Origin of the sequence: Rhodoferax fermentans (assembly GCF_002017865.1) — a bacterium.
Taxonomy (GTDB): domain Bacteria; phylum Pseudomonadota; class Gammaproteobacteria; order Burkholderiales; family Burkholderiaceae_C; genus Rhodoferax; species Rhodoferax fermentans.
Genome location: NZ_MTJN01000002.1, coordinates 4,378,303 through 4,399,766 on the forward strand (window position 1 = coordinate 4,378,303; position 21,464 = coordinate 4,399,766).

16 protein-coding genes and 2 pseudogenes are annotated in these 21,464 nt (G+C 52.2%); 9 read left to right on the plus strand and 9 right to left on the minus strand.

What is annotated here, in order from left to right; genetic code table 11:
* Position 1 precedes the first annotated feature (1 nt).
* Entirely contained in the window at positions 2-1,000 is a 999-nt protein-coding gene (fliG, locus tag RF819_RS20440; protein WP_078366635.1) for a flagellar motor switch protein FliG, read from the minus strand.
* 48 nt (positions 1,001-1,048) lie between these two features.
* Positions 1,049-2,746: a flagellar basal-body MS-ring/collar protein FliF gene (fliF, locus tag RF819_RS20445; protein ID WP_078366636.1), complete on the minus strand. Its 1,698-nt coding sequence runs from the start codon at positions 2,744-2,746 to the stop codon at positions 1,049-1,051.
* A gap of 226 nt (positions 2,747-2,972) precedes the next feature.
* Here fliF and fliE point away from each other — a divergent pair, with 226 nt between their 5' ends.
* Complete coding sequence (gene fliE, locus RF819_RS20450; protein ID WP_420853878.1) at positions 2,973-3,239, plus strand: flagellar hook-basal body complex protein FliE; 267 nt, start codon at positions 2,973-2,975, stop codon at positions 3,237-3,239.
* A 72-nt stretch (positions 3,240-3,311) separates the two neighbouring features.
* On the opposite strand, the gene RF819_RS20455 is transcribed toward fliE, so the two are convergent.
* The 4 genes from RF819_RS20455 to RF819_RS20470 all read right to left on the minus strand — a co-directional run bounded on the left by RF819_RS20455 (position 3,312) and on the right by RF819_RS20470 (position 6,472).
* Complete coding sequence (locus tag RF819_RS20455; protein ID WP_078366638.1) at positions 3,312-3,611, minus strand: flagellar protein FliT; 300 nt, start codon at positions 3,609-3,611, stop codon at positions 3,312-3,314.
* A gap of 10 nt (positions 3,612-3,621) precedes the next feature.
* A complete protein-coding gene (gene fliS / locus RF819_RS20460; protein WP_078366639.1) occupies positions 3,622-4,059 on the minus strand; it encodes a flagellar export chaperone FliS in 438 nt (145 codons plus the stop codon).
* A 63-nt stretch (positions 4,060-4,122) separates the two neighbouring features.
* Entirely contained in the window at positions 4,123-5,538 is a 1,416-nt protein-coding gene (gene fliD, locus RF819_RS20465; RefSeq protein ID WP_143541784.1) for a flagellar filament capping protein FliD, read from the minus strand.
* Positions 5,539-5,662: 124 nt separating this feature from the next.
* Complete coding sequence (locus RF819_RS20470; RefSeq protein ID WP_078366641.1) at positions 5,663-6,472, minus strand: flagellin N-terminal helical domain-containing protein; 810 nt, start codon at positions 6,470-6,472, stop codon at positions 5,663-5,665.
* Positions 6,473-6,785: 313 nt separating this feature from the next.
* Between RF819_RS20470 and RF819_RS20475 the strand changes: the two genes are divergently transcribed.
* From RF819_RS20475 to RF819_RS20485, 3 genes are all read left to right on the plus strand, one after another.
* A complete protein-coding gene (locus RF819_RS20475) occupies positions 6,786-7,589 on the plus strand; it encodes a flagellin N-terminal helical domain-containing protein (RefSeq protein ID WP_078366642.1) in 804 nt (267 codons plus the stop codon).
* Between the two features lie 14 nt (positions 7,590-7,603).
* Positions 7,604-14,605 carry an O-linked N-acetylglucosamine transferase family protein gene (locus tag RF819_RS20480; protein ID WP_078366643.1) on the plus strand — a complete coding sequence of 2,334 codons (7,002 nt, stop codon included), beginning with the start codon at positions 7,604-7,606 and terminating at the stop codon, positions 14,603-14,605.
* A gap of 125 nt (positions 14,606-14,730) precedes the next feature.
* Positions 14,731-15,717, plus strand: a complete 987-nt coding sequence (locus RF819_RS20485) for an IS481 family transposase (RefSeq protein WP_078366644.1) — start codon at positions 14,731-14,733, stop codon at positions 15,715-15,717.
* Between the two features lie 35 nt (positions 15,718-15,752).
* On the opposite strand, the pseudogene RF819_RS20490 reads toward RF819_RS20485, so the two are convergent.
* Positions 15,753-15,959, minus strand: a pseudogene (locus RF819_RS20490) (transposase); the annotation flags it as partial.
* A gap of 49 nt (positions 15,960-16,008) precedes the next feature.
* Between RF819_RS20490 and RF819_RS20495 the strand changes: the two are divergent.
* Positions 16,009-16,161, plus strand: a pseudogene (locus RF819_RS20495) (transposase); the annotation flags it as partial.
* Positions 16,162-16,357: 196 nt separating this feature from the next.
* On the opposite strand, the gene RF819_RS21175 reads toward RF819_RS20495, so the two are convergent.
* Both RF819_RS21175 and RF819_RS20505 read right to left on the minus strand, forming a co-directional pair.
* Positions 16,358-17,056, minus strand: a complete 699-nt coding sequence (locus tag RF819_RS21175; RefSeq protein WP_143541785.1) for a glycosyltransferase family A protein — start codon at positions 17,054-17,056, stop codon at positions 16,358-16,360.
* Between the two features lie 156 nt (positions 17,057-17,212).
* Positions 17,213-17,995 (minus strand): FkbM family methyltransferase, encoded by a 783-nt coding sequence (locus RF819_RS20505; RefSeq protein WP_078366646.1) that lies wholly within the window; start codon positions 17,993-17,995, stop codon positions 17,213-17,215.
* Between the two features lie 542 nt (positions 17,996-18,537).
* Here RF819_RS20505 and flhD point away from each other — a divergent pair.
* From flhD to motB, 4 genes are all read left to right on the plus strand, one after another.
* Positions 18,538-18,864 (plus strand): flagellar transcriptional regulator FlhD, encoded by a 327-nt coding sequence (gene flhD, locus RF819_RS20510; RefSeq protein ID WP_078366647.1) that lies wholly within the window; start codon positions 18,538-18,540, stop codon positions 18,862-18,864.
* A gap of 11 nt (positions 18,865-18,875) precedes the next feature.
* A complete protein-coding gene (gene flhC, locus RF819_RS20515) occupies positions 18,876-19,421 on the plus strand; it encodes a flagellar transcriptional regulator FlhC (protein WP_078366648.1) in 546 nt (181 codons plus the stop codon).
* A gap of 167 nt (positions 19,422-19,588) precedes the next feature.
* Positions 19,589-20,446, plus strand: a complete 858-nt coding sequence (motA, locus tag RF819_RS20520; protein ID WP_078366649.1) for a flagellar motor stator protein MotA — start codon at positions 19,589-19,591, stop codon at positions 20,444-20,446.
* An 18-nt stretch (positions 20,447-20,464) separates the two neighbouring features.
* Positions 20,465-21,415 carry a flagellar motor protein MotB gene (gene motB / locus RF819_RS20525; RefSeq protein ID WP_078366650.1) on the plus strand — a complete coding sequence of 317 codons (951 nt, stop codon included), beginning with the start codon at positions 20,465-20,467 and terminating at the stop codon, positions 21,413-21,415.
* Positions 21,416-21,464 lie beyond the last annotated feature (49 nt).

A 21,464-nucleotide genomic window follows, 5' to 3' on the forward strand; every position in this document is an offset into this window, starting at 1 on the left:
CTCATACCATTGCATCATCACCGCCACCGCCAATCACGATGGTGCCCTCGTCGGCCAGACGCCGCACGGTTTTCAGGATTTCCTTTTGCTGCGCCTCCACCTCGGACAGCCGCATCGGCCCGCGCGACTCCAGGTCTTCGCGCAGCGACTCGGCCGCGCGCGAGGACATGTTCGAGAGAAATTTCTCCTTGAGCTCTGGCTGCGCGCCTTTCAGTGCCACGATCAGCACATCGGAAGACACCTCCTTGAGCACGGTCTGGATCGCCTTGTCGTCGAGTTTGATCACATCGTCAAAGACAAACATCTTGTCCATGATCTTCTGCGCCAGATCGGGGTCATGGTTGCGAATGGACTCGATCACCGTGCCTTCAATGGCGGTGCCCATCAGGTTGATCATCTCGGCGGCTGCCTTGATGCCGCCCAAGGACGATTTGCGCATCTTGTCGCCACCCGCGAGCACCTTGAACAATACCTCGTTGAGGTCCTTCAAAGCGGTCGGCTGGATGCCTTCCATGGTGGCCACCCGCAACATGACCTCGTTGCGTTGGCGTTCTGTGAAGAACTTCAGGATGTCGGTGGCTTGGTCAAAGTCCAAATGCACCAGAATGGCGGCCACGATCTGCGGGTGTTCATTACGCAGCAACTCGGCCACGCTGGAGGGCTCCATCCATTTCAGGCTCTCAATGCCCGAGACGTCGCCACCCTGCAAGATGCGGTCAATCAACAGCGCCGCCTTGTCATCCCCCAGCGCGCGTTTGAGCACCGAGCGCACATAGTCACCCGAGTTCGACACCAGCAAACTCTGCGCAGCGGCAATGCTGGTGAATTTGTCCACCACCTCGGTGACACGCTCTCGCGTGATGGTTTTGGTTTTGGCGATGGCTTCGCCGAGTTTTTGCACCTCTTTGGGCGACAGATGCTTGAACACCTCTGAGGCCTCGGCTTCGCCCAGAGACATCATCAGGATGGCTGCATCTTCCAGACCGTCAGATTGCGACATGGTTTACGTTTCCCCGGTTCATTGCCTGGCGGATTGGGGGCAAGGCCGTCAAGCCGGCGCCTCGCCATTGATCCAGGTTTTGACAATATTAGCAACTGCGGCCGGGTTGTCACGCGTTAGTTTGCGCGCCTCTTCCAGAGCGAGATCACTGGCGCTTGGCTCATTGGACAACAAACCAGCTGCGGCAGGGCCAGCCAGCATGGGGCGATCGGGCTCATCCGACTCGATCGCATCCAGGCCACCCGCAGACGGGGTCTTGAGCTCTTGCATCGGCTGCGCCATCACTTTGAGCGCTGGCCGAATCGCCCCCATCAGCACCAAAGCAGCAAACAACAAGGTGCCCAGCGGCCAAGCCAAACTGCGCGCCAGATCCTGCACCTGCGGCTGCTGCCACAGCGGCACGTCATCAATAGACACCTTGTCCAGCGTGAACGGGGCGTTGACCACATTCACCGAGTCACCACGGTCTGCACTGAAACCAATGGTTTCGCGAACCAGTGCGGTCATTTTCTCGAGCTGGGCATCGGTCAAAGGCACGGTCGAGGTTTTGCCCTTGGCATCGGTGGTGGTCTGGTGGTTGAGCACCACTGCTGCGCTGATGCGCTTGATCATGCCGGTGCTGCCGCGCACCACCCGTATCGTCTTGTCCACCTCGTAGTTGATGATGGATTCTTTTCTGCCACCTGTGCCAGCAGCGGCGTTGGCGCCGTTGGCGGCGGCCGGGGTTTGAGCCGCTCCGTTGATGGGCGCTGCCGTCGGGCCGGGTGGCTGGTTGGTCACCGCCCCCGGCACACCGGTGGGCAACGCGTTGGCAGCGGCGTTGGTGCTCTCCAGCAATTGCTGGCTGCGGATGGCCGCCGCATCGGTGGTCTGGTTGGGCTTGAACAACTCCGAGGTGGACTCGGTTTGCGAAAAATCCAGCTCAGCTGTGACCTGGGCGCGCACATTCTGGCGCCCCACCACTGGCTCCAAAATGTCCAAAATGCGTTTGCTGTAGAGCTGCTCAATCTGTTGGACATGCTGCAACTGCTGGGCGTCTGCACCCATGCCCAACTCACCTTCTGGCGTGGCAGACAGCAGTTTGCCGGTGTCGTCCAACACACTCACCGCTTTCGGGTCCATCTCAGGCACGCTGGAGGACACCAGGTGAATGATGCCCGCCAACTGGGCCCGGTCCAGGGAGCGTCCTGCATTCATGCCCACCACAACCGAGGCCGAAGGTTTCTGCTGCTCCCTGAAAAAACCGTTCTGATTGGGCAAAGCCAAGTGCACCCTGGCGCTTTGCACCGAGGACAGCGCCTGAATGGAGCGAGTTAACTCACCCTCCAGACCCCGCTGAAAAGTCAGCCGCTCCTGGAACTGCGTCATGCCAAAGCGATTGGCTGTATCCATCAGCTCAAAACCGGTGATGGCCCCTTTGGGCAAACCCAAGGAGGCCATTTTGAGACGTGTGTCGTAGACCTTGTCCGCCGGCACCAGAATGGCACCGCCACCCTCGGCATATTTATAAGGCACATTCAAGGTGGTGAGCTGCGCCACGATGGCGCCGCCGTCTTTGTCAGCCAGGTTGGCGTACAAAACGCGCCATTCAGCTTGGCGCCCCATCACCAAACCCACCACACCAATCATCACAAACAGCACTACGCCTACAGCCAGGCGCATTTTTTGGCCTTGGTCCAGCATCGCCAGGCGTTGGCTGAAGCTGGGATTGACAGAAATGGCTGGCAGAGCAGTGGCGGCGGGCATGGGGGTCTTCCGTAAGAGGGGTGCTTGACGCAACTCGGATGCCGATGATTATTTGACACACCCCTGAAAACATGAGCTTGATAAGACCGTGTTTTACCCCCCACTTCACATTTATGTTTTGACAGGGGCACTCTAGCATCCCTCCATCCCAACCTGCGGGCACCCAAACGCCATGAACCTCAAACTCACTCCCAACACCATGCCACTCAGCAGCCTGCGGCCCACCATGCCCGGCGGCAAAGCAGCAGGTCAGGTGGCGGGTGCCGAGTCGGAAGGTTTTGCCGGGGCTTTAAAAAGTGCACTGGGCTCGGTAAGCGCCGCGCAGAACGAATCGGCCCGCTTGCAAAAAGAAGTGCAACTAGAGAACCCCAAGGTCAGCCTAGAAGAGACCATGGTGGCGATCCAGAAAGCACAGATCGGCTTTCAGGCCACCTTGCATGTCCGAAACCGGATGGTGCAGGCCTACACCGACATCATGAACATGCAAGTCTAGGCTTACATACAAAAATAGCTGCTAGCCCTTGATCCACAAGGGCTAGCAGCTATTGATATGAGAGCTCTCAGGTCAGTGCAAATACGCCCGCTGACCTTCTAGGTTCTGCTCGCAGTGGGTCAACCAGGGCTCAGCCAGATAACGGATCTGCGCATCGTTGTTGAGGATACGCTGCATGATGCGGGTCTTCTCAGCACGCTGCTCCGGCAGCAACTGCTCGGAACTGGCACGTGAGCGCAACTGCTCAATCAGCACCGCGCAAGCACCTTCAAAGTGAACCACCTGCTCCCAGTCTTCCGATTTGGCAGCATCCAGCATGCGCGCACTGCTGTCTTCGATGGCTTTGTAAAAGTCAATGAGTTGTTGTGACATAAAAATTTCCTCACGACTGGTAAGACCGGACGGCATCGTCGCCTTCAATCTGACGCCAACCATCAACAATAGGTTGAATTAAACGGCTAACTTCATCAACGAGCGAGACGTCATTGCGGAAATTGGCCTCCGTCAAACGCAACGTGCAAATGTCGTAAACGACTCTCAGATTAAGAGCCAGTTCCCCGCCACGTTCTGTGTCCAAACCAGCTTTTAAACCTTCTTCCAAAATACGAACAGCGTGTCCAATCGCCATCCCCTTGGCAACAACGTCCCCGTTGATCATGGAGACTCTCGCAGTAGCCAACGATTGCAGCAGCGCGTCGTACAACAATCCAACCAACTGATAAGGACTGGCGGAAGCAACAGAAGTTTCTACCGCTACATTTTTGTAGGCGTTAGCCGCTCTAAAAGTGTTGGCTGATCTCATGCTGATGGATGTGAACATTTCATGTGCCTTTGATGTACCTGATAAGTTCTATATCGGCACATACAGGCAAAAATGAACAACCTAACCAGTAGATTTATTCCATTGTGAGATTTGTGAGCTCATATACGAACTCAAAGCATTCCATTGCACCATTTGACGGTCTAGGGCTGAGTACTGCCTTAACAGCTGAGCCTCAACGGTAGAAGCACGTGCTTCTACCTTGTCCTGGTCGTCACTATTGCGATCAATGGCACCTTGAATGGCGGCCGATTTGGCGGTGACCCCACCGTCAAAAGCTACCATACCTCTTGCAAAATCGCGGACCTTTAAGCCAAACCCATTCGTGCTTGCATCAGAGTTGTTGGTGGTAAACAGATTTTGCAAATTTGTCATATCCAGCTTGGCCGCGTTCAGCTTCGTGGCATTGATTGTCAAAGAGCCATCTTTTTGCCGCTCCAGACCAATTTCCGACAGGTTGGAGAAGCTTGACCCGGTGCTGTTCGAGCCCAACATCGACCGCAAAGCGGTCTGCAACCCCAGCGTTGTGGAGTCCCCTTGAAGCGGCCCGCCCGTCTTGGTGGCTGCCACGTATTTTGTCGCGTCTGCAATGGTTTGGTTCAATGCGTTGTAAGCGTCAACAAAAGTTTGAATATTCTTTTGTACAGCGTCCAGGTCTTGCGTTACCGCAATATCGACCGCCGAAGCGGTCGTTTGTAGCAACTGCAAAGACACGCCGGGCATCACATTTGTCATAGCATTGGTTGATGAAGTGAGTGCGACACCGTTCACCTCCAGACTGGCATCCTGCCCGGACTGCCCCATGAACATGCCACTGGAAGAAGGCGCGGTCACCGTCGAGTCAGTAAACCCATAGGCCGAAAGTGCGGCATTGCCACCTGTAGGGGTGATGCTAAACCCGCTGGCAGCGCCAGTACTTTTGGAGCGAACCACCAAACGTTCACTGGTGCCATCGTTGAGCACCGAAGCCGTCACCCCGGCATTAGCCGAGTTGATGGCGGCCGCAATGACACTGACCGAGTCCGTCGCAGACACAGTGACAGAAGCAGCCGAAGTAGAGCCCGCGGTAAAGGAACTCCCCGACCAGGTACCTAGCTGAATCGACAGCGTCCCCGTCGCCCCCACGGCAGAACCAGTAGTCACACCCGTAGAGGTGACTGCCTGTACCTGGGCCAACTGCGACACCTTAACCGACATGGCCGTAGATACAGCAGTCGAACCAGCGGTCACATTGACTGCTGCGGCATTGGATGAAGTCGCCTTTTGCGCATTCCAGCCACTCTTTGAGGCCAATACGGCAGCTGCGTCACCCAGCGCCGCGACCTGAGACTTGATCTTTCCATAAACGCTCAGTTGAGTCTGATACTTGGTAGCTGTCGTTTGCAGGGCAACCAAAGGTTGACGCTCAATGGCCACAAGCTGTGACACGATGCTTTTAACGTCCAGCCCACTACCAACTCCCGTTGAAGAAATAGCCATGATCTGCTCCAGTCCTTTCAAGTTCAGCCGTTTTGAAAAAGCAAAACGGCGACCCCGACATTGTGGCCGGAGTCGCCTGAACCAAATCTCATATCACCGGCAAAAACCGGTGCCATCTCACTCCTTACCGCAATAACGCCAACACCGACGATGGCTGTTGATTGGCTTGCGCCACCATGGCCGTACCAGCCTGTTGCAGCACCTGGGCACGTGACAGCGAAGCAGTTTCCTGCGCGTAGTCTGCATCCATGATGCGCCCACGAGCAGCAGCAGAGTTTTCAGACGACACTCGCAAATTGGCAATCACCGTGTCAAACCGATTTTGCGTAGCACCCCATGTAGAACGCGCGGTGTTCACACTCTTAATATCCGCATCCAACAGAGAAATCTGCGCAAAAGCCGCGCTTGATGCAGTTCCTAAAGTGGTTGCAGTACCCGCAAATGATGTTCCTGCAACGGTGATCTGATCGTTGGCAGCAGTGCTGTTTGCGCCAACTTGGAAAGTAAAAGAACTGGCTGTATTTGTCACAGACAAACCGTTGAACGTTGTCGCGGCAGCAACCCGGGTATTTTCAGCCGCCAACAATTTGTATTCTTCATCCAACGACGAAATATCCGAAGAGGTGTTGGTGCCATTGGAGGCTTGCACCGCCAATTCACGCATGCGCTGCAGGTTGTTTGTGATCACACCCAACGCCCCTTCCGCCGTTTGCGCCAGCCCAATGGCATCGTTGGCGTTACGTATCGCAACATTCATACCCTTGGTCTGTGCATTCATACGCTCCGCAATGGCCAAGCCTGCAGCGTCGTCTTTTGCACTGTTGACGCGCAAGCCTGACGACAAACGAGCCATGGCGACGGACAGAGAATTCGTTGTGCTGGCCAAGCTGCGCTGAGCACTGATCGAATTGATGTTGGTGTTGATGGTGGACATAAAAGGCTCCTTAAAAAGTAAACAAATCCAGTTCCTTGGCCGATCTAAGTGCCAACTTGACAAATGGCACTCATGACCGGGGCTACCAAGATAGCTATCCGGACGACGAGCCCTTTTTGGAACCCGTTGAAGTAGTTTTCGGCGCTCCAATGCCATAACTTGAGAAGAATTCGGAAATAAATCGCAACCAGCCGGTCAAAAGGGGAGATAAGACCGCTTTAGTCGCCGCTTATCAGACTTAAGACCACCGCAGCTGTTTCGCACAATTTGGCTACCGGTTGTCCGCCTATCACCTTGCTTCACGGAGTACTTCATGTCCACCATCAACACCAACATCAATTCGCTCAATGCTCAGCGCAATCTGGCCGGCACAACGAACTCTTTGGCTATTTCCATGGCCCGCTTGTCATCAGGCTTGCGCGTCAACAGTGCAAAAGACGACGCTGCAGGCTTGGCCATCGCAGAGCGCATGAACACCCAGACGCGGGGCATGAATGTGGCCATACGTAACGCAAATGATGGCATTTCTTTGGCACAAACTGCAGAAGGCGCCCTCGGGGCCATCTCGAACAATCTACAGAGAATGCGGGAACTAGCAGTGCAAGCCGCCAACGGAACCAATACCTCGACAGATATTCAATCATTGGATGAAGAATTCAAGTTGTTGGTTGCTGAAAACACCCGGGTTGCTTCGGCTACAAAGTTCAATGGATTGAACGTCATTGCGGCTGCAACTTTTTCATTCCAAGTCGGTGCCAATAGCACTGCCAACGATACGATCGCTGTCGCCGGATCGTCATATTCGGGTACAGCGACTGCTTTGGGCACAGCAACGAGCACAGCCTTTGCACAGATCTCTCTTTTGGATGCAGATATCAATGCAGTGACAAGTGCACGTGCAACGTGGGGTGCCACTCAAAACCGTTTTGATACGGTAATAGCCAACTTACGCGTGTCGTCTGAAAACTCTGCGGCCGCACGTGGGCGCATCATGGACGCAGATTACGCCCAAGAAACCGCCAATTTGTCACGGGCTCAAGTCTTGCAACAAGCAGGCACGGCCATGGTTGCACAAGCCAATTCGTTGCCGCAGTCTGTCCTGCAGTTGCTGAAATAGCTAATATTGGTTTCATGAACAAAGCCCGCCGTCAGTCGACTCGCCAGAAAACACCCAGCCAGCAAGGACATCAAACTCTGAGCAAGTTGTTTGCAGAGAAGCAAACGGATGAAGCTGAAAAGCTGGCACTGGATTTGACGCAACGCGCTCCAAATGACGGATTCGCTTGGAAAGTGCTCGGGGCCATATATCAAAACCAGGGCCGCTACCAAGAATCGGTCGACGCAAGCCGCCAAGCGATTGCATTTTTACCCGAAGACCCGGCTACGCTCAACAACCTAGGGACTTCCCTGATAGGGTTGGGGGAAATTGACGAAGCGCAGGCATATATTGAACAAGCTTTGTCTCTGGCACCTGATTACGCCAAAGCCGCGACAAATTTGGGGATCGTCTTGCGGCTGCAGGGCCGCCTTTTGGCGTCTGAAAATCAATGCAGGCGAGCCGTCACGTTGGCCCCCAGCTACGCTCAGGCTCACATGGCCTTAGGCAATGCCTTGGAACTGCAAAACAAGCTTAGCCAAGCGCTGGACAGCTATCGCAATGCTCTGCGGCTCAGTCCTGAAGAGGTCACACTGTACAGTGATGTACTGAATTTGCTAAGCCTAAATGACAGAGTAACAGCGGCTGAGCTAATGCAAGCGCATATGGCTTTTGGAGAGCGCTTTGAGCCACAGCTGCAAATCCAACAAAAGCCACTCAACAACAATCTGGATCCGCACCGCCCACTGCGTGTTGGTTTCGTCACCAGTGACCTCTATAACCATGCTTTGGCAAATTACCTTGAGCCTCTGTTCAAAGGATTGGCAGCCAAGCAATCACTGCAATTGCATGTTTACTATTCTGGCACCTTAGAAGATGCCATCACGCTGCGAATTCGGGGGCTCTTTGCTTATTGGCACGATGCATCACAATTAAACGATGCTCAGTTAGCAGACCAAGTTCGCTTTGACCAAATAGATATTCTGGTTGACCTGAATGGTCACACACTCCCAAATCGCTTGCTCACCTTCGCCCGCAAGCCAGCGCCCGTTCAAATGAGTTGGATTGGCTATTTAGGCACCACCGGATTGAGGTCAATGGACTATTACGTTGCCGATCCATGGTGGATACCGCCTGGGGAAAGGGCTCAGCAGTTTGCTGAGAAACTGGCTTATTTGCCACGCGCTATGGTTTTTGAGCCCGATCCATTGGCACCGCCGGTCAATGTTTTGCCGGCACTGACCAATGAATTTGTCACTTTTGGTAGCTTTAACCGGCTCAACAAACTCAACCACACCGTGATTGTCACCTGGGCCGAAATACTCAGGCGGCTGCCAACTGCCAAGTTGCTGTTTGGCGGCATTGCCATTGAATTCCAAGAAGATTTGCTCAGCAAATTTGAGCTTGAAGGAGTCACTCGAGAGCGCCTGAAATTCTTGCCGCGCGCCGTGACGCATGAGTATTTGGCACTTCACCATCAAGTTGATTTGTGCTTGGACACATTCCCGTTTGGCAGCGGGGCAACCTCGGCTCACGCTGCCTGGATGGGGGTGCCAACCCTCTGCTGGATGGGAGACAAACCGGCTAGCCGATTTGGGGCAACACAAATGCACCATCTTGGTCTGGACGACTTTATTGCCAACAACTCGCAGGAGTTCATTGCCTTGGCTTGTGAATGGGCAAACCGGCCAACCGCGCTGGCAGCAGTCAGGGCCGGGCTGCGAGAAAGGTTTGTCAAGTCGCCGCTATGTGATTTTGAGAGTTTTGCAGCTCACTTTGAAGCCTTGTTCCGCACTGTCTGGCAGCGCTGGTGCACGGGCAAAGCTGCAGAGTCGGTAACCATTGGATGCCACGTGACAGATATGTCTCGCGACAACCCGGCATTGGCCCAGGAACCCTCTGCGCTGGAGCAGGAGAATCTCAATAACCTATACCAACAACAGCGCTACAAAGAGGCTGAAACGCTGGCCAGAGAGCTGATTGCCAGATTTCCAGATCACGGCCTTGCGCGCAAGATTCTGGGTGCAGTTCTGCATCATTTGGGTCGGTTCAAAGAGTCGCTGGTGGCTCATAAAACGACCGTGCAATACCGGCCCAACGATTACGAAACACATTTCAATTTGGCATGTGAGTTGCAGCAGCAAGGATTTTTTGACGAAGCGGTCAAGAGCTATGTTTTGGCACTTGGACTGCAACCCAATAATCCAACCGCTTACAACAATTTGGGCAATATTTTCAAAACCATGGGGCTGAATGCCCAGGCAGAAAGCTACTGCAGACAAGCGCTTGCCTTGCAACCTCTCATGGAAAAGGCGCACAACAACTTGGGCAACGCACTGCATGCGCAAGGGAAATATGTTGAGGCCGTTGCAAGCTACAGACAGGCACTGGCATTAAAACCCGATTGGGCTGAGGCGCACAACAACCTGGCCATTGTGCTCAAAGACATGGGCGACAGTGATGCTGCACAAGCAGCTTACCGTGCTGCACTGAAGCTCAAGCCGGATTGGGCGGCCGCGCATAGCAACCTGCTGTTTTGCTTGAGTCTTGACGTGAACACCACACCACAAGAACTGCATGACCATCACATGGCATTTGGTACGCGGTTTGAATCAAAACAAACCAGTCTGAGGTCGCAACCAACCGACAGCAAAGACCCAAATCGCCAACTCAAAGTTGGCTTTGTTTCTGGGGATTTTTATGACCATGCCTTGGCCAATTTTTTTGAGCCTTTGTTCAGAGAGCTCAGTAAATCGCCGGGCTTGGAGCTGCATGCTTATTACGTTCACATTTACGACGACACCGTGACACGGCGTTTGAACGATAGTTTTAAGGCATGGAATCAGGTTTGCGCCCTCTCCGAAACGGCTCTGGCTGAAAAAATTGCGGCCGATGGCATCGATATCCTGTTTGACCTATCAGGCCACTCGGCGCACAACCGATTGCTCACCTTTGCCATGAAACCGGCGCCGATTCAGGTGAGCTACCTGGGCTATTTGGGAACCACGGGCCTGAAGGCCATGGACTATTTCCTGTGTGACAAAGCCTGGCTACCGCCAGAGCTGGCTTGGCAACTGGCAGAGAAGCCCGCCTATTTGCCGTCGGCGGTGGTGTTTCAGCCAAGCGAGTTGGCTCCCGCTGTGAATGAGTTGCCTGCGCTGGCCAACGGCTATGTGACCTTTGGCAGCTTCAACCGACCCAACAAAATCAATGCCTCGATGGTGATGTTATGGAGCATGTTGCTGCGCGATATGCCAACAGCACGCCTGGTGTTTGGCGGCATGCCGCAAGACAGCCAGAATGCATTGCGCGAGAGCTTTGCAAGCGAAGGTATTGCCGTGGACCGGTTGACCTTTTTTGAGCGCTCCAATTTGCCAAGTTATCTGGCCTTGCATCATCACGTTGATTTTTGTTTAGACACTTACCCCCATGGTGGTGGCGCCACGACCGCTCATGCCGCTTGGATGGGCGTGCCCTCTCTGTGTCTGGCTGGCGAAACACCTGCGAGCCGCTTGGGTGCCATGGAAATGCATCACCTGGGTTTGGATGGTTTTGTGGCCGCCAGCATTGAAGACTACTTGGAAAAAGCGCAATACTGGGCGACACACTTGGACGAACTGGCCCGCATTCGCACCAAAATGCGAGATACTTTTTGCCGATCAGCCCTTTCCCAGTATGGCTTGCACGCTCACGATTTTGAGACTACGCTACGTACCATGTGGCAGCGCTGGTGTAACGGTCTACCTGCAGATGCCATAGACGTGGCCCCTTCAGAGTCCACAACGCAGGCGCTCTCGGAGCAGCATATGGAAGAAGCACCGTCGCCGGCAGAAATCAATGCACTGGTGGATTTGTTTGAAGCCAAAGATCACACCGCCAGTCTGGCGCTTGCAGGCAGCCTGACGCGGAAATACCCCCGCGCAAGCTTTCCTTGGAAAATTCTTGGTTTTACCTATCAGGCGCAAGAAAAATATGTCGAGTCTATTGAACCCTTGCAACGATCTCTGGAGCTTAACCCTGACGACGCGATAGCCCACAACAACTTAGGGATGGCGCTGGTAGCCCAGAATCTCGCTGAAGAAGCACTGCAACACTTTCAGCAAGCCGTGGGCCTCGACCCTGGGTATGGCAAAGCACATGTCAATTTGGCCATGGTGCTGCAGTTTCAGGGCCATTTGGATTTGGCGGAAAGCAGCTGCAAAACTGCCATTGCGTTGGATGAACACGATGCCTCGGCATACATCCAGCTTGGCAAGGTGCTTGAAGAAAAAGGCTCCCTCTCCCAGGCCCAAGCCTGCTACTACCTTGCCGACATGGCGCACGAACCCCGGCGCCATGTGGCTCACAGCAACGTGTTGTACCTGCTCAGCCATGACGTGCTGATCGAACCCCAGCATTTGTTTGAAGAACATGTTGCTTTCGGCACGCGGTTTGAGACACCTTTGCTGGCACAACAACCAACCCATACCAACACCAAAGACCCAGCACGGGATCTGGCCATTGGCTTTGTTTCAGGTGACTTCAACCACCACGCCCTGGCCAATTTTCTGGAGCCGCTTTTTGAACAGTTTTCACAAAAAAGTGGCCTAATTCTTCACGCTTTTTATACACAAAACAAGGAAGACGACTTCACACAACGCATGCGCGGACAGTTTGCCAAGTGGCACAACGTGGCAAACCTTGACGATGAACAACTGGCTGAGCACATCCGTGCTGAAAAGATTGACATCCTGATAGACCTGAGCGGCCACACTGCCAAAAACAGACTGCTGACGTTTGCCCGCAAACCGGCACCTATTCAAGCCAGTTGGCTAGGCTACCTAGGCTCAACAGGTCTGAAATCGATGGATTACTACATCAGCGATGCCTATTGGCTCCCACCCGGTGAGCTTGACTGGCAATTTGTTGAAAAAGTGGCTTACCTGCCATCGGCGGTCACATTCCAGCCCTACGCTTTGTGCCCCCCCGTAAGCGCCCTGCCCGCACTTAGCCACGGAGCCATTACCTTTGGCAGCTTTAACCGCGCCAGCAAAATCAATACTTCCGTGACTGCACTTTGGGGCATGCTGTTGCGCAGCATCCCATCGTCACGTTTGCTTCTTGGCGCTATAGAAAAGGAAGCTCAAGATGAGCTACTACAAAGCTTTTCAGTTGAACATGTCGATGCAAACAGAATTCGGTTTTGCCCACGTGTAGCCACACTTGACTACCTGGCACTGCATCAGCAAGTTGACATTTGCCTTGACACTTTCCCCCATGCCGGAGGTGCCACAACGGCCAACGCGGCCTGGATGGGCGTGCCAACTTTGGGCCTGGCAGGACAAACACCGGCCAGTCGCTTCAGTGCCACACTGATGCATCAGTTGGGACTGGACGACTTTGTGGCAGGAAGCATTGAAGAGTTTGTGCACATAGGGCGATATTGGTCTCAGCACATTGACGCGTTGGCCCAACTTCGCGCCGATATGCGCCAGCGTTTTGCGGTCTCGATGCTGGGTCAACCGGAAAAATTTGGTGAAGCGTTTGAGGCCATGCTTCGCACCATGTGGGAGAACTGGTGTGATAGTGCTGAAGTGCAAAGCATCGCAGTGGAGAACTTCAATCCAACCATCAGCAACCACATGGCGCGGATGGAACGATCCTTGCCAGAGATGCCATCTGTCGTGGTAATCAGCGCCAGCAAACTACATGAGGCTGCATTCTGGGAGCAATCGGCGTTGGGGCAGTCACTGCGCCGACTTTGCCAGCAAGGCGAGAGGATCAGTGTAGACATCGCTTTTGACAATGCCCGCGGACTGCCTGAGATATTCAACGCGGCCATAGGGCGCTCCAAAGAGGATGACATTCTTGTTTTTGTGCATGACGATGTCTGGCTTGACGAATACAACTTCTCGCAAACAGTGGCGGAGGGGCTACAACAGTTTGATGTGATTGGGGTCGCCGGCAACAAACGTCGTTTGCCAAATCAACCCGCTTGGTGTTTTGTAGATCAGCAGTTCACTTGGGAGAACAAGAGCAATCTCAGTGGTCAAGTGAGCCACGGTGCAAGTGCTTTCGGTCAGTTGTCAGATTTTGGCGAGATGCCTGTCGCTTGTGAACTGTTGGATGGTGTGTTTCTTGCCGCTCGCAAAAACACTTTGACCGTCAATAAGGTGCAATTTGATCCACAGTTTGACTTTCACTTCTACGACCTAGATTTTTGTTGCAACGCCAGAGAATCGGGGTTAACACTTGGAACCTGGCCGATTCATCTCACTCATCAAAGTGGCGGAGCTTTTGGTTCGCTAGATTGGCAACGCAGTTTTTTACGTTATCAAAACAAATTAAATGCAGCGCCGTTACCCATGAAACAAACCCCTCTGCACGACAAATATAATTTGGATTTGTTCAAAATAATCCCTATGGGATTGAAAAAAATTGTGGAAGTGGGTTGCAGCAGCGGTGCTCTTGCCAATGCCTATTTAAAAAGCAATCCGAACTGCGAATACATTGGGATAGAAATTGACTCGGAGTATGCCGCCGTAGCACGTCAATTCTGCAGCAAAGTTCTAGTTGTAAATATTGAAAATATCAACGAAAAAGATTTTCAGGATTTATGCACAGCGGATGCATGGATATTTGGTGATGCTCTTGAGCATCTTTACGATCCATGGAGTGTTCTTAAGCGAATCAAAAAGCACTCCCCCCCTGGAACTCTTATTTTATCTTGCATACCTAATGCACAACATTGGAGCTTGATTGCCAATCTTGCCCTAGGCACCTTCAGATATCAAGATAGCGGGTTATTAGATCGAACACATATAAGATGGTTTACCCGTCTAACCATGATTGAACTTTTTGAGTCCACAGGATTTAGTATTCTTGAGGGCTTTCCGAGAATTTTTGATGAGCCGGGCAGGGATCAAATATTACCTTATCTAGGATCACTCGTTAGTTCACTGGGTGGGGATGCTGACAATGCAATGCTAAATTACACGCCTCTGCAGTACATAATAAAAGCAATTTCAAGCAACAGAAATATAATAGATAGCCGATAAGAAAATATAACTATTTGTCGCATCCCGGACGATTGCATAGACTCTAGGCGCTACCCACTTTTCGTTGCCCGAGCGGCGATGGCAGAGTTGGTAGCCCAACTCAAAGCATCCGGGAAAGACGCGACATGAACATCAAGCTGCACAAAAAGGCACGAACCACACCTGCCATTCGTGAGGAGATTGCCACCAGCACGGAGCCCGCCAGTATCTTGGCCCTGCGCTATGGGGTGAGCCTGTGCACCATCTACAAGTGGCAAAGGCGTGAAGTCTTCACCGACAAAAGTCACACAGCAGAGCGACTGCAGACAACCCTCACGCGAGAGCAGGAATTCATTGCCGTGGAGCTGCGCAAGACCTTGTTGCTGCCCTTGGATGATCTGTTGGCGGTCATGCGCGAATTTGTCTGCAAGGATGTCTCTCGCTCTGGCCTGGATCGGTGCTTGCGCCGCCATGGTGTGGGCAGCCTCAAAGCCATGCTGCCCGCCACCCCCAAAGAGCCTCACAAAGGCTTCAAGGCCTATGAGCCGGGCTACTTGCACATGGATGTGAAGTACCTGCCGCAGATGATTTATGAGAGCAAACGCAGCTACCTGTTTGTGGCCATCGACCGAGCCACACGCTGGGTGTTTGTGCAGATCAAAGCAGACAAGAGCGCGCGCAGTGCCAGCAGCTTTTTGAAGGCACTGCACAAGGCGTGCCCGATCAAGATCCAAAAGCTGCTAACTGACAACGGCAAGGAGTTCACGGACCGCTTGTTTGCCAGGCGTGAGCGTGAACCCAGCGGGGAGCACGAGTTTGACCAACTGTGCCAGGCACTGGGCATTGAACACCGATTGACCAAGCCTAGAACGCCCAAGACCAATGGCATGGTGGAGCGTTTCAATGGTCGCATTGCCGATGTCCTCAAGACCCACCGCTTCAACAGCGCCCAGGACATGGCGCAGACGCTGATTCGCTATGTGGCCTTGTACAACCATCAATTACCCCAGTCAGCCCTCAAAAGCAAAACCCCCATGCAGGCCATGAAAGACTGGTACGCTTGCCAGCCTCAGCTATTCCACCGACGTCCATATTGCGTATTCCAGGCGATGGCGGACAGCATTCCATTTTGAAGGCGGACACCCCAGCAGTGTCCTGAGCGCTAGTGCTCAGCGGTGGTGACGCCTTCGCGCACTCCAGTGTCAATTTCCTGTTTGCGAACCCATTCATGCAGGGTTTGGGGCACGCAGCCGATCTTGGGGGCGATGGACTCGATGGTCGCCCACAAGGAGGCATATTCGCCACGGTGCTCTTGCACCATGCGTACCGCGCGTTCGCGCACTTCCGGGGAAAAACGGTTTGATTTCTTGCTCATCGCTCCATCTTCTCAAAGTGGGGAGCATCCTCAAAACCCGGGGCGATTCAAGGCAGGTATTCGTGCCAAGGTGGAGCACCCGTTTCGGGTGATCAAGCGCCAGTTTGGCTACGTCAAAACACGCTACCGAGGTTTAAAGAAGAACGCGGCGCAGATTGCTACGCTGTTTGCGTTGTCCAATTTGTGGATGGCACTAGCATGAGCGCGCCCAAAATGGGCCAAAGGGGCCACAACGGGGCACTAAAACCGTGAAAGTGACGATGGCGAATGCGGTAACACATCTGGGTTTGAGTTATTCAGACCATCCCTAAATACCCTCCAGCCCAAGCAACTTGAGTGACAGAAGGATCTGACAATCAGGCTAAAAAAGGAGGCTACTGGTTGCAGGGCATTTCAATTTAACTCAGATGTGACCATCCGTTTTCTCTTGATGCAGAAGTATAGTAATTTCTCTCAGCAAGCGGCATTGGATCATTAATTAACCATGGAGTGTGCTGCACTTCATAGCCCTGTCCGCCTACTCGAATAGCTTTAAAAAATGCAACTGGAGAATAATATTGCTTATTAAAAAGATGCAGTGTCGTATCCACTGGCGCATTATATACATCCTCTTCAGCCTTAGCCCTCCAAAATTGAGACTCCCATTCATATGCAGAGTATAATTTCCCATCCACATTCAGAACAGAGTTATTCAAGTTATGCAAAGATAATGCAGACCCAACCTTTGCCACTCGATATTTATGCGAAAGTTGCAAAAAACGAAAAACAAAATCATCAGCCAGTCTATCAAAGATAATATCTGGATCGCTATAAATAAAACACTCTGCAGCAAACATATGGTAAACAGAATTTTCAATAAACCAACGAGGTCCATTATTCTTATCACTATAGATGGGAAAAACCTGCGGACAGTTCTGATTTATAGTTGACAAAAAACTACAAAGCGGCGGAAATGTTGAACACTGATCGACCACATATATGTTTGTGAATTTATTCTCAATAAATTTTTGAATTAGATTCTTTAAATACGTAAGTTGGTTATAAGAATTAATTACAACCGGAATTGTTCGCCTCAGAACCATTTCTTGAACATTCATATTTTTCTCGATATAAACTTCATCGCCTGAAGATAATGTGTTGATTTTATTACAGCCCGCTCATCTTTCGATTTATTTTCATTCACGACACCTTAGACGTCACTATTTTCATGCGACTTAGATGAAAAATCAAATATGCTCCAACTCGAAACAGAATTAACTACATTTGATTGTTGAAAAAAATTTAAACAACTCTTCCTGAACAATAGAACTTCGAAAAATATCTCTTTTTAAGAAAATTAAGTTGTACTGCCCCTCATACTCAAAGTCTCGTGCAACTGGCACAAATCCATTATTCATCATAAATTCAATAACATCCACATCCAATCTCTGATTTTTCCAGTAAGATTGACTCTCAACTTCAACAAAAACCATTGACGTTCTACCCAATATCTTAACAGCACCACTTAACACCTCATGCGCATACCCCTCAACATCTATCCATATTGCAAGACTCTCATCTGGCATGACTGCATCAAAAAATAGATTGTCAATTGTATTAACCGGAACCTCTATTTCTTCATAGTCAACATTATCTCGAACTCTCTTCAGTATCGAGTTATTTCCTCTTACCGCATGCACACTTTGCCCATTAACCGATTTTTGCAAATTAAATTTAATTTTTCCCGCACTGTCACCAATAGCCAAATGAATACAGTCAACACCATCTTCTTCAACAGCGCCTTTGAATAAGTTGAAATTGTATGGATTAGCTTCAAATGCACAAAAGCTACAATCAGGTAATTTTATTTTTGCTTCTCTTGAAAATTTTGCATCAAAGGCACCTATTTCAAAAAAATATTTCGGCCTCGTCTTCACAACTAGATTTTGAAAAAAATCAAATAGAATTTCTGCTGTTTTTTCTCGTCTTTTGTAACCATCTGAAATAACCGAGTTCATTAGCAGAACCAGCTTTACAAAGTCAATATCTGTTTGCATTTAATCTTCCTATTTTAATATTTCGCCACTTTTACTATAAAGATGGCACCGATGCTTGGTTATAGCAATTACAAAAAGTGACAAGGAAACCGAAGCTCGCCCCCCCCCAGATGCCGCTTCAGCATGGACCGAGGCATTGACTTGCCTCCAATCTCAATTATGGATTTAGAGCAAAGATGGACACCTCCGCCGATACAGGCAGTCAAATCTTTTGCCCACCATTAGAACGTCATACGAGGATCTTGAAATTTAAATTCACAGCAAAAGGATACGGACTGACGGAAACATGAAATGCGGAAAAAGCAGAATTTTCTCGCTTCTTTTCAGCCTCTGCACGATTGCCAACACATTAACAAGCCGACACCCACCAGCCTTGTCAGGCAATCTCCTACAAGACCCATGGACTTCCCCGACACCTGCAACATCCAAACACTGATTCAAGTTTTTGGACCAGGCTTCCAGAATCGGTTCCAAGGTGATGAACACGGCAATTAGGCCGCAAACACTATCCAATTGATTGACCTATTTTTCTGGAGCCGACCATGAACGACGACCAACTCTCCCGGGAAATCCGTGATGCCAACCTCACCTATCTGATGTTGGCGCAAAACGTGATTCGCCGCGACAAGGCTGAGGCATTGTTCCGCTTGGGCATCTCGGAAGAATCGGCCGACATGATTGCGATGTTGTCACCGGCGCAGATCCTGAAGATTGCGTCGAGCCCGATGTTGCTGTGCCGCTTCCGGGTGGATGACGACATGGTCTGGAACCTGTTGACCAACCACACCGCCGCCAAAGTTGACAACGATGCCACCACCAAACTCCATGCCAGCATTTTGATGGCAGGCCGCTTTGGCGAAGCCCTGTAAGGAGTTGCACCATGGCCACGACATCGACCAAAAGTGTTCTGAACGACTCCAAGCAAGTGGAACGCGCTGTGGCGCTGATCCAGCTGGGCGCGCGCCTGCAGGTGTTGGAGAGTGAAACCAACCTGTCCTACGAGCGGCTTCTGCGCCTGTACAAAGAGGTGGCAGGCAAGTCACCCTCCAAAGGCCAGCTGCCGTTTTCTACCGACTGGTTCCTGACCTGGCAGCCCAACATCCACGCCTCGCTGTTTTTGAACACTTATGAATACCTTAACAAGGTCAGCGCCCTGGAAGACATTGAGGCGATCATGAAGGCCTACCGCCTGTACAGCGAGCAAATCGCCACCTGCGGCGTGGAGCCGCTCTTGAGCATCACCCGCGCTTGGCGTTTGGTGAAGTTTGTCGACAACCACATGTTGGCCATGACCAAGTGCAGCAAGTGCGGCGGGCATTTTGTCAGTGAGCCCTATGAGAATTCACGGCACTTTGAATGCGGCCTGTGCACCCCGCCAGCGCGCGCTGGCAAGGGGTCTGCGGGTGGTGGTATCTTGCTGCACTGATTTTGCTTCTATTTATATAGCAAATAGCCCATACCCGATAAGGGGTATGGGCTATTTTTTTATATATCTCAAGTCACCCGAAAGCGGGACGATATGATAGAGATGCAGGACGCGCCATGCGTGCGACCCCACTTCCCTAACAATCGCACTTCTTAAGTAACCCGCCTATGTTCGTTATTGTTGGTTGGCTGATCGTGATGGTGTGCGTCTTTGGCGTGTACATCTTTCACGGCGGCAACATCATGGTGGTCCTGAAGGCTCTGCCATTTGAGTTGATCACCATTGGTGGCGCCACCTTGGGCGCGTTTGTGGCCAACAACCAGATGAAGGTCATCAAGTCCAGCATCAAAGGTCTGGGCACTTGCTTCAAAGGCAGCAAATACACCAAAGCCCGCTACATGGATTTGCTGGCCTTGCTCTACGACATCTTGCAGAAGGCCCGCAAGGAAGGCCTGATGGCCATTGAAAAAGATGTCGAAGATCCGCACTCTTCCGAAATTTTCAAAAAACATGGCGATGTCGGCCACGACCACCACGTGGTGGAATTCATCACTGACTACTTGCGCATGATGGTCTCGGGCAACCTGAACGCCCACGAAATCGAGTCGCTGATGGACAGCGAAATCGACACCCACCACGCCGAAGAGCATGCTGCAGTAGCCGCACTGCAACGTGTGGCAGGCGGCTTGCCAGCGTTTGGTATCGTGGCCGCTGTGCTGGGGGTGGTGAACACCATGGGCTCGGTGGGGCAGCCACCGGCCGTGCTGGGTGGCATGATTGCATCGGCCTTGGTGGGCACGTTCCTGGGTATCTTGCTGGCTTACGCGTTTGCTGAGCCACTGGCCGGCCTGCTGGAGCAAAAGGTGGAGGAAGCAGGCAAAGAATTCCAGTGCATCAAGACGACCCTTCTGGCCAGCATGCAAGGGTATAACCCGGCAACGGCAATCGAATTTGGCCGCAAGGTGCTGTACTCGACCGAACGCCCGACTTTTGGTGAACTGGAAGCGTTCGTCAAAAAGAAATAGTTCAAGTAACGGACCAGCATGGCAACCGACGCCAAAAAACTACAGCCGATCATCATCAAGCGGGTGAAAAAGGCCGGCCATGTTGCCCATGGCGGCGCTTGGAAGATCGCCTACGCCGACTTTGTGACCGCCATGATGGCGTTTTTTCTGCTGATGTGGCTGCTGGGCAGCACATCAGAAGGGGACAAGAAAGGCCTGTCAGACTACTTTTCCTCCCCCTTGAAAGTCGCCATGGAAGGCGGCCCGGGTGCCGGCGCCAGCCAGAGTGTGATCAACGGTGGCGGAAACGACCTGACACAAACCGCCGGTCAGTCCAAACGAGGCGACGGTGCCAGCCCTGCAGCACGCAAACTCTCAGGGGAACAGGACCGGGTATCGCGCGCCCGAAAAGATGCACAACAAATGGCCCAGTTGAGCGCCAAGATCAGCGCCCTGATATCCAGCAATCCCAAACTGACGGAGTTCAGTGAACAGATCAAGCTGACCATCACACCCGATGGTCTGCAGATCCAGATCGTGGACGATCAGAAACGCCCCATGTTTGACAGCGGCAGCGCCAGCGTCAAACCTTATATGCGCGACATCCTGCAACAAATTGGGCTGGCGCTGGTGGACGTGGACAACAAACTCAGCATCGACGGGCACACGGACCAGACACCGTATGCCAGCGGTGTACGTGGCTACAGCAACTGGGAACTCTCTGCGGACCGAGCCAATGCATCCAGACGTGAACTGATGTCTGCCGGTGTGCCCGACGACAAGGTGGCACGCGTCATGGGCTTGGCTTCGAGCGTCTTGCTGGACGAACAAGATCCGCGCAGTCCATCCAATCGTAGAATCAGCATTACCATCTTGACTCGAGAAGCAGAAGAACGCCTGCTGGGAGCCAGGCGGGTGGATAACGCAGCGACAACTGAAAATGCAACAAAACCGGATCAAACAGGTGTTGCCCCCACTGTCAATCCCTAAGCTTACGTGACATCATGATCGGAAATCACTTTATGACAATTCCAGTTTG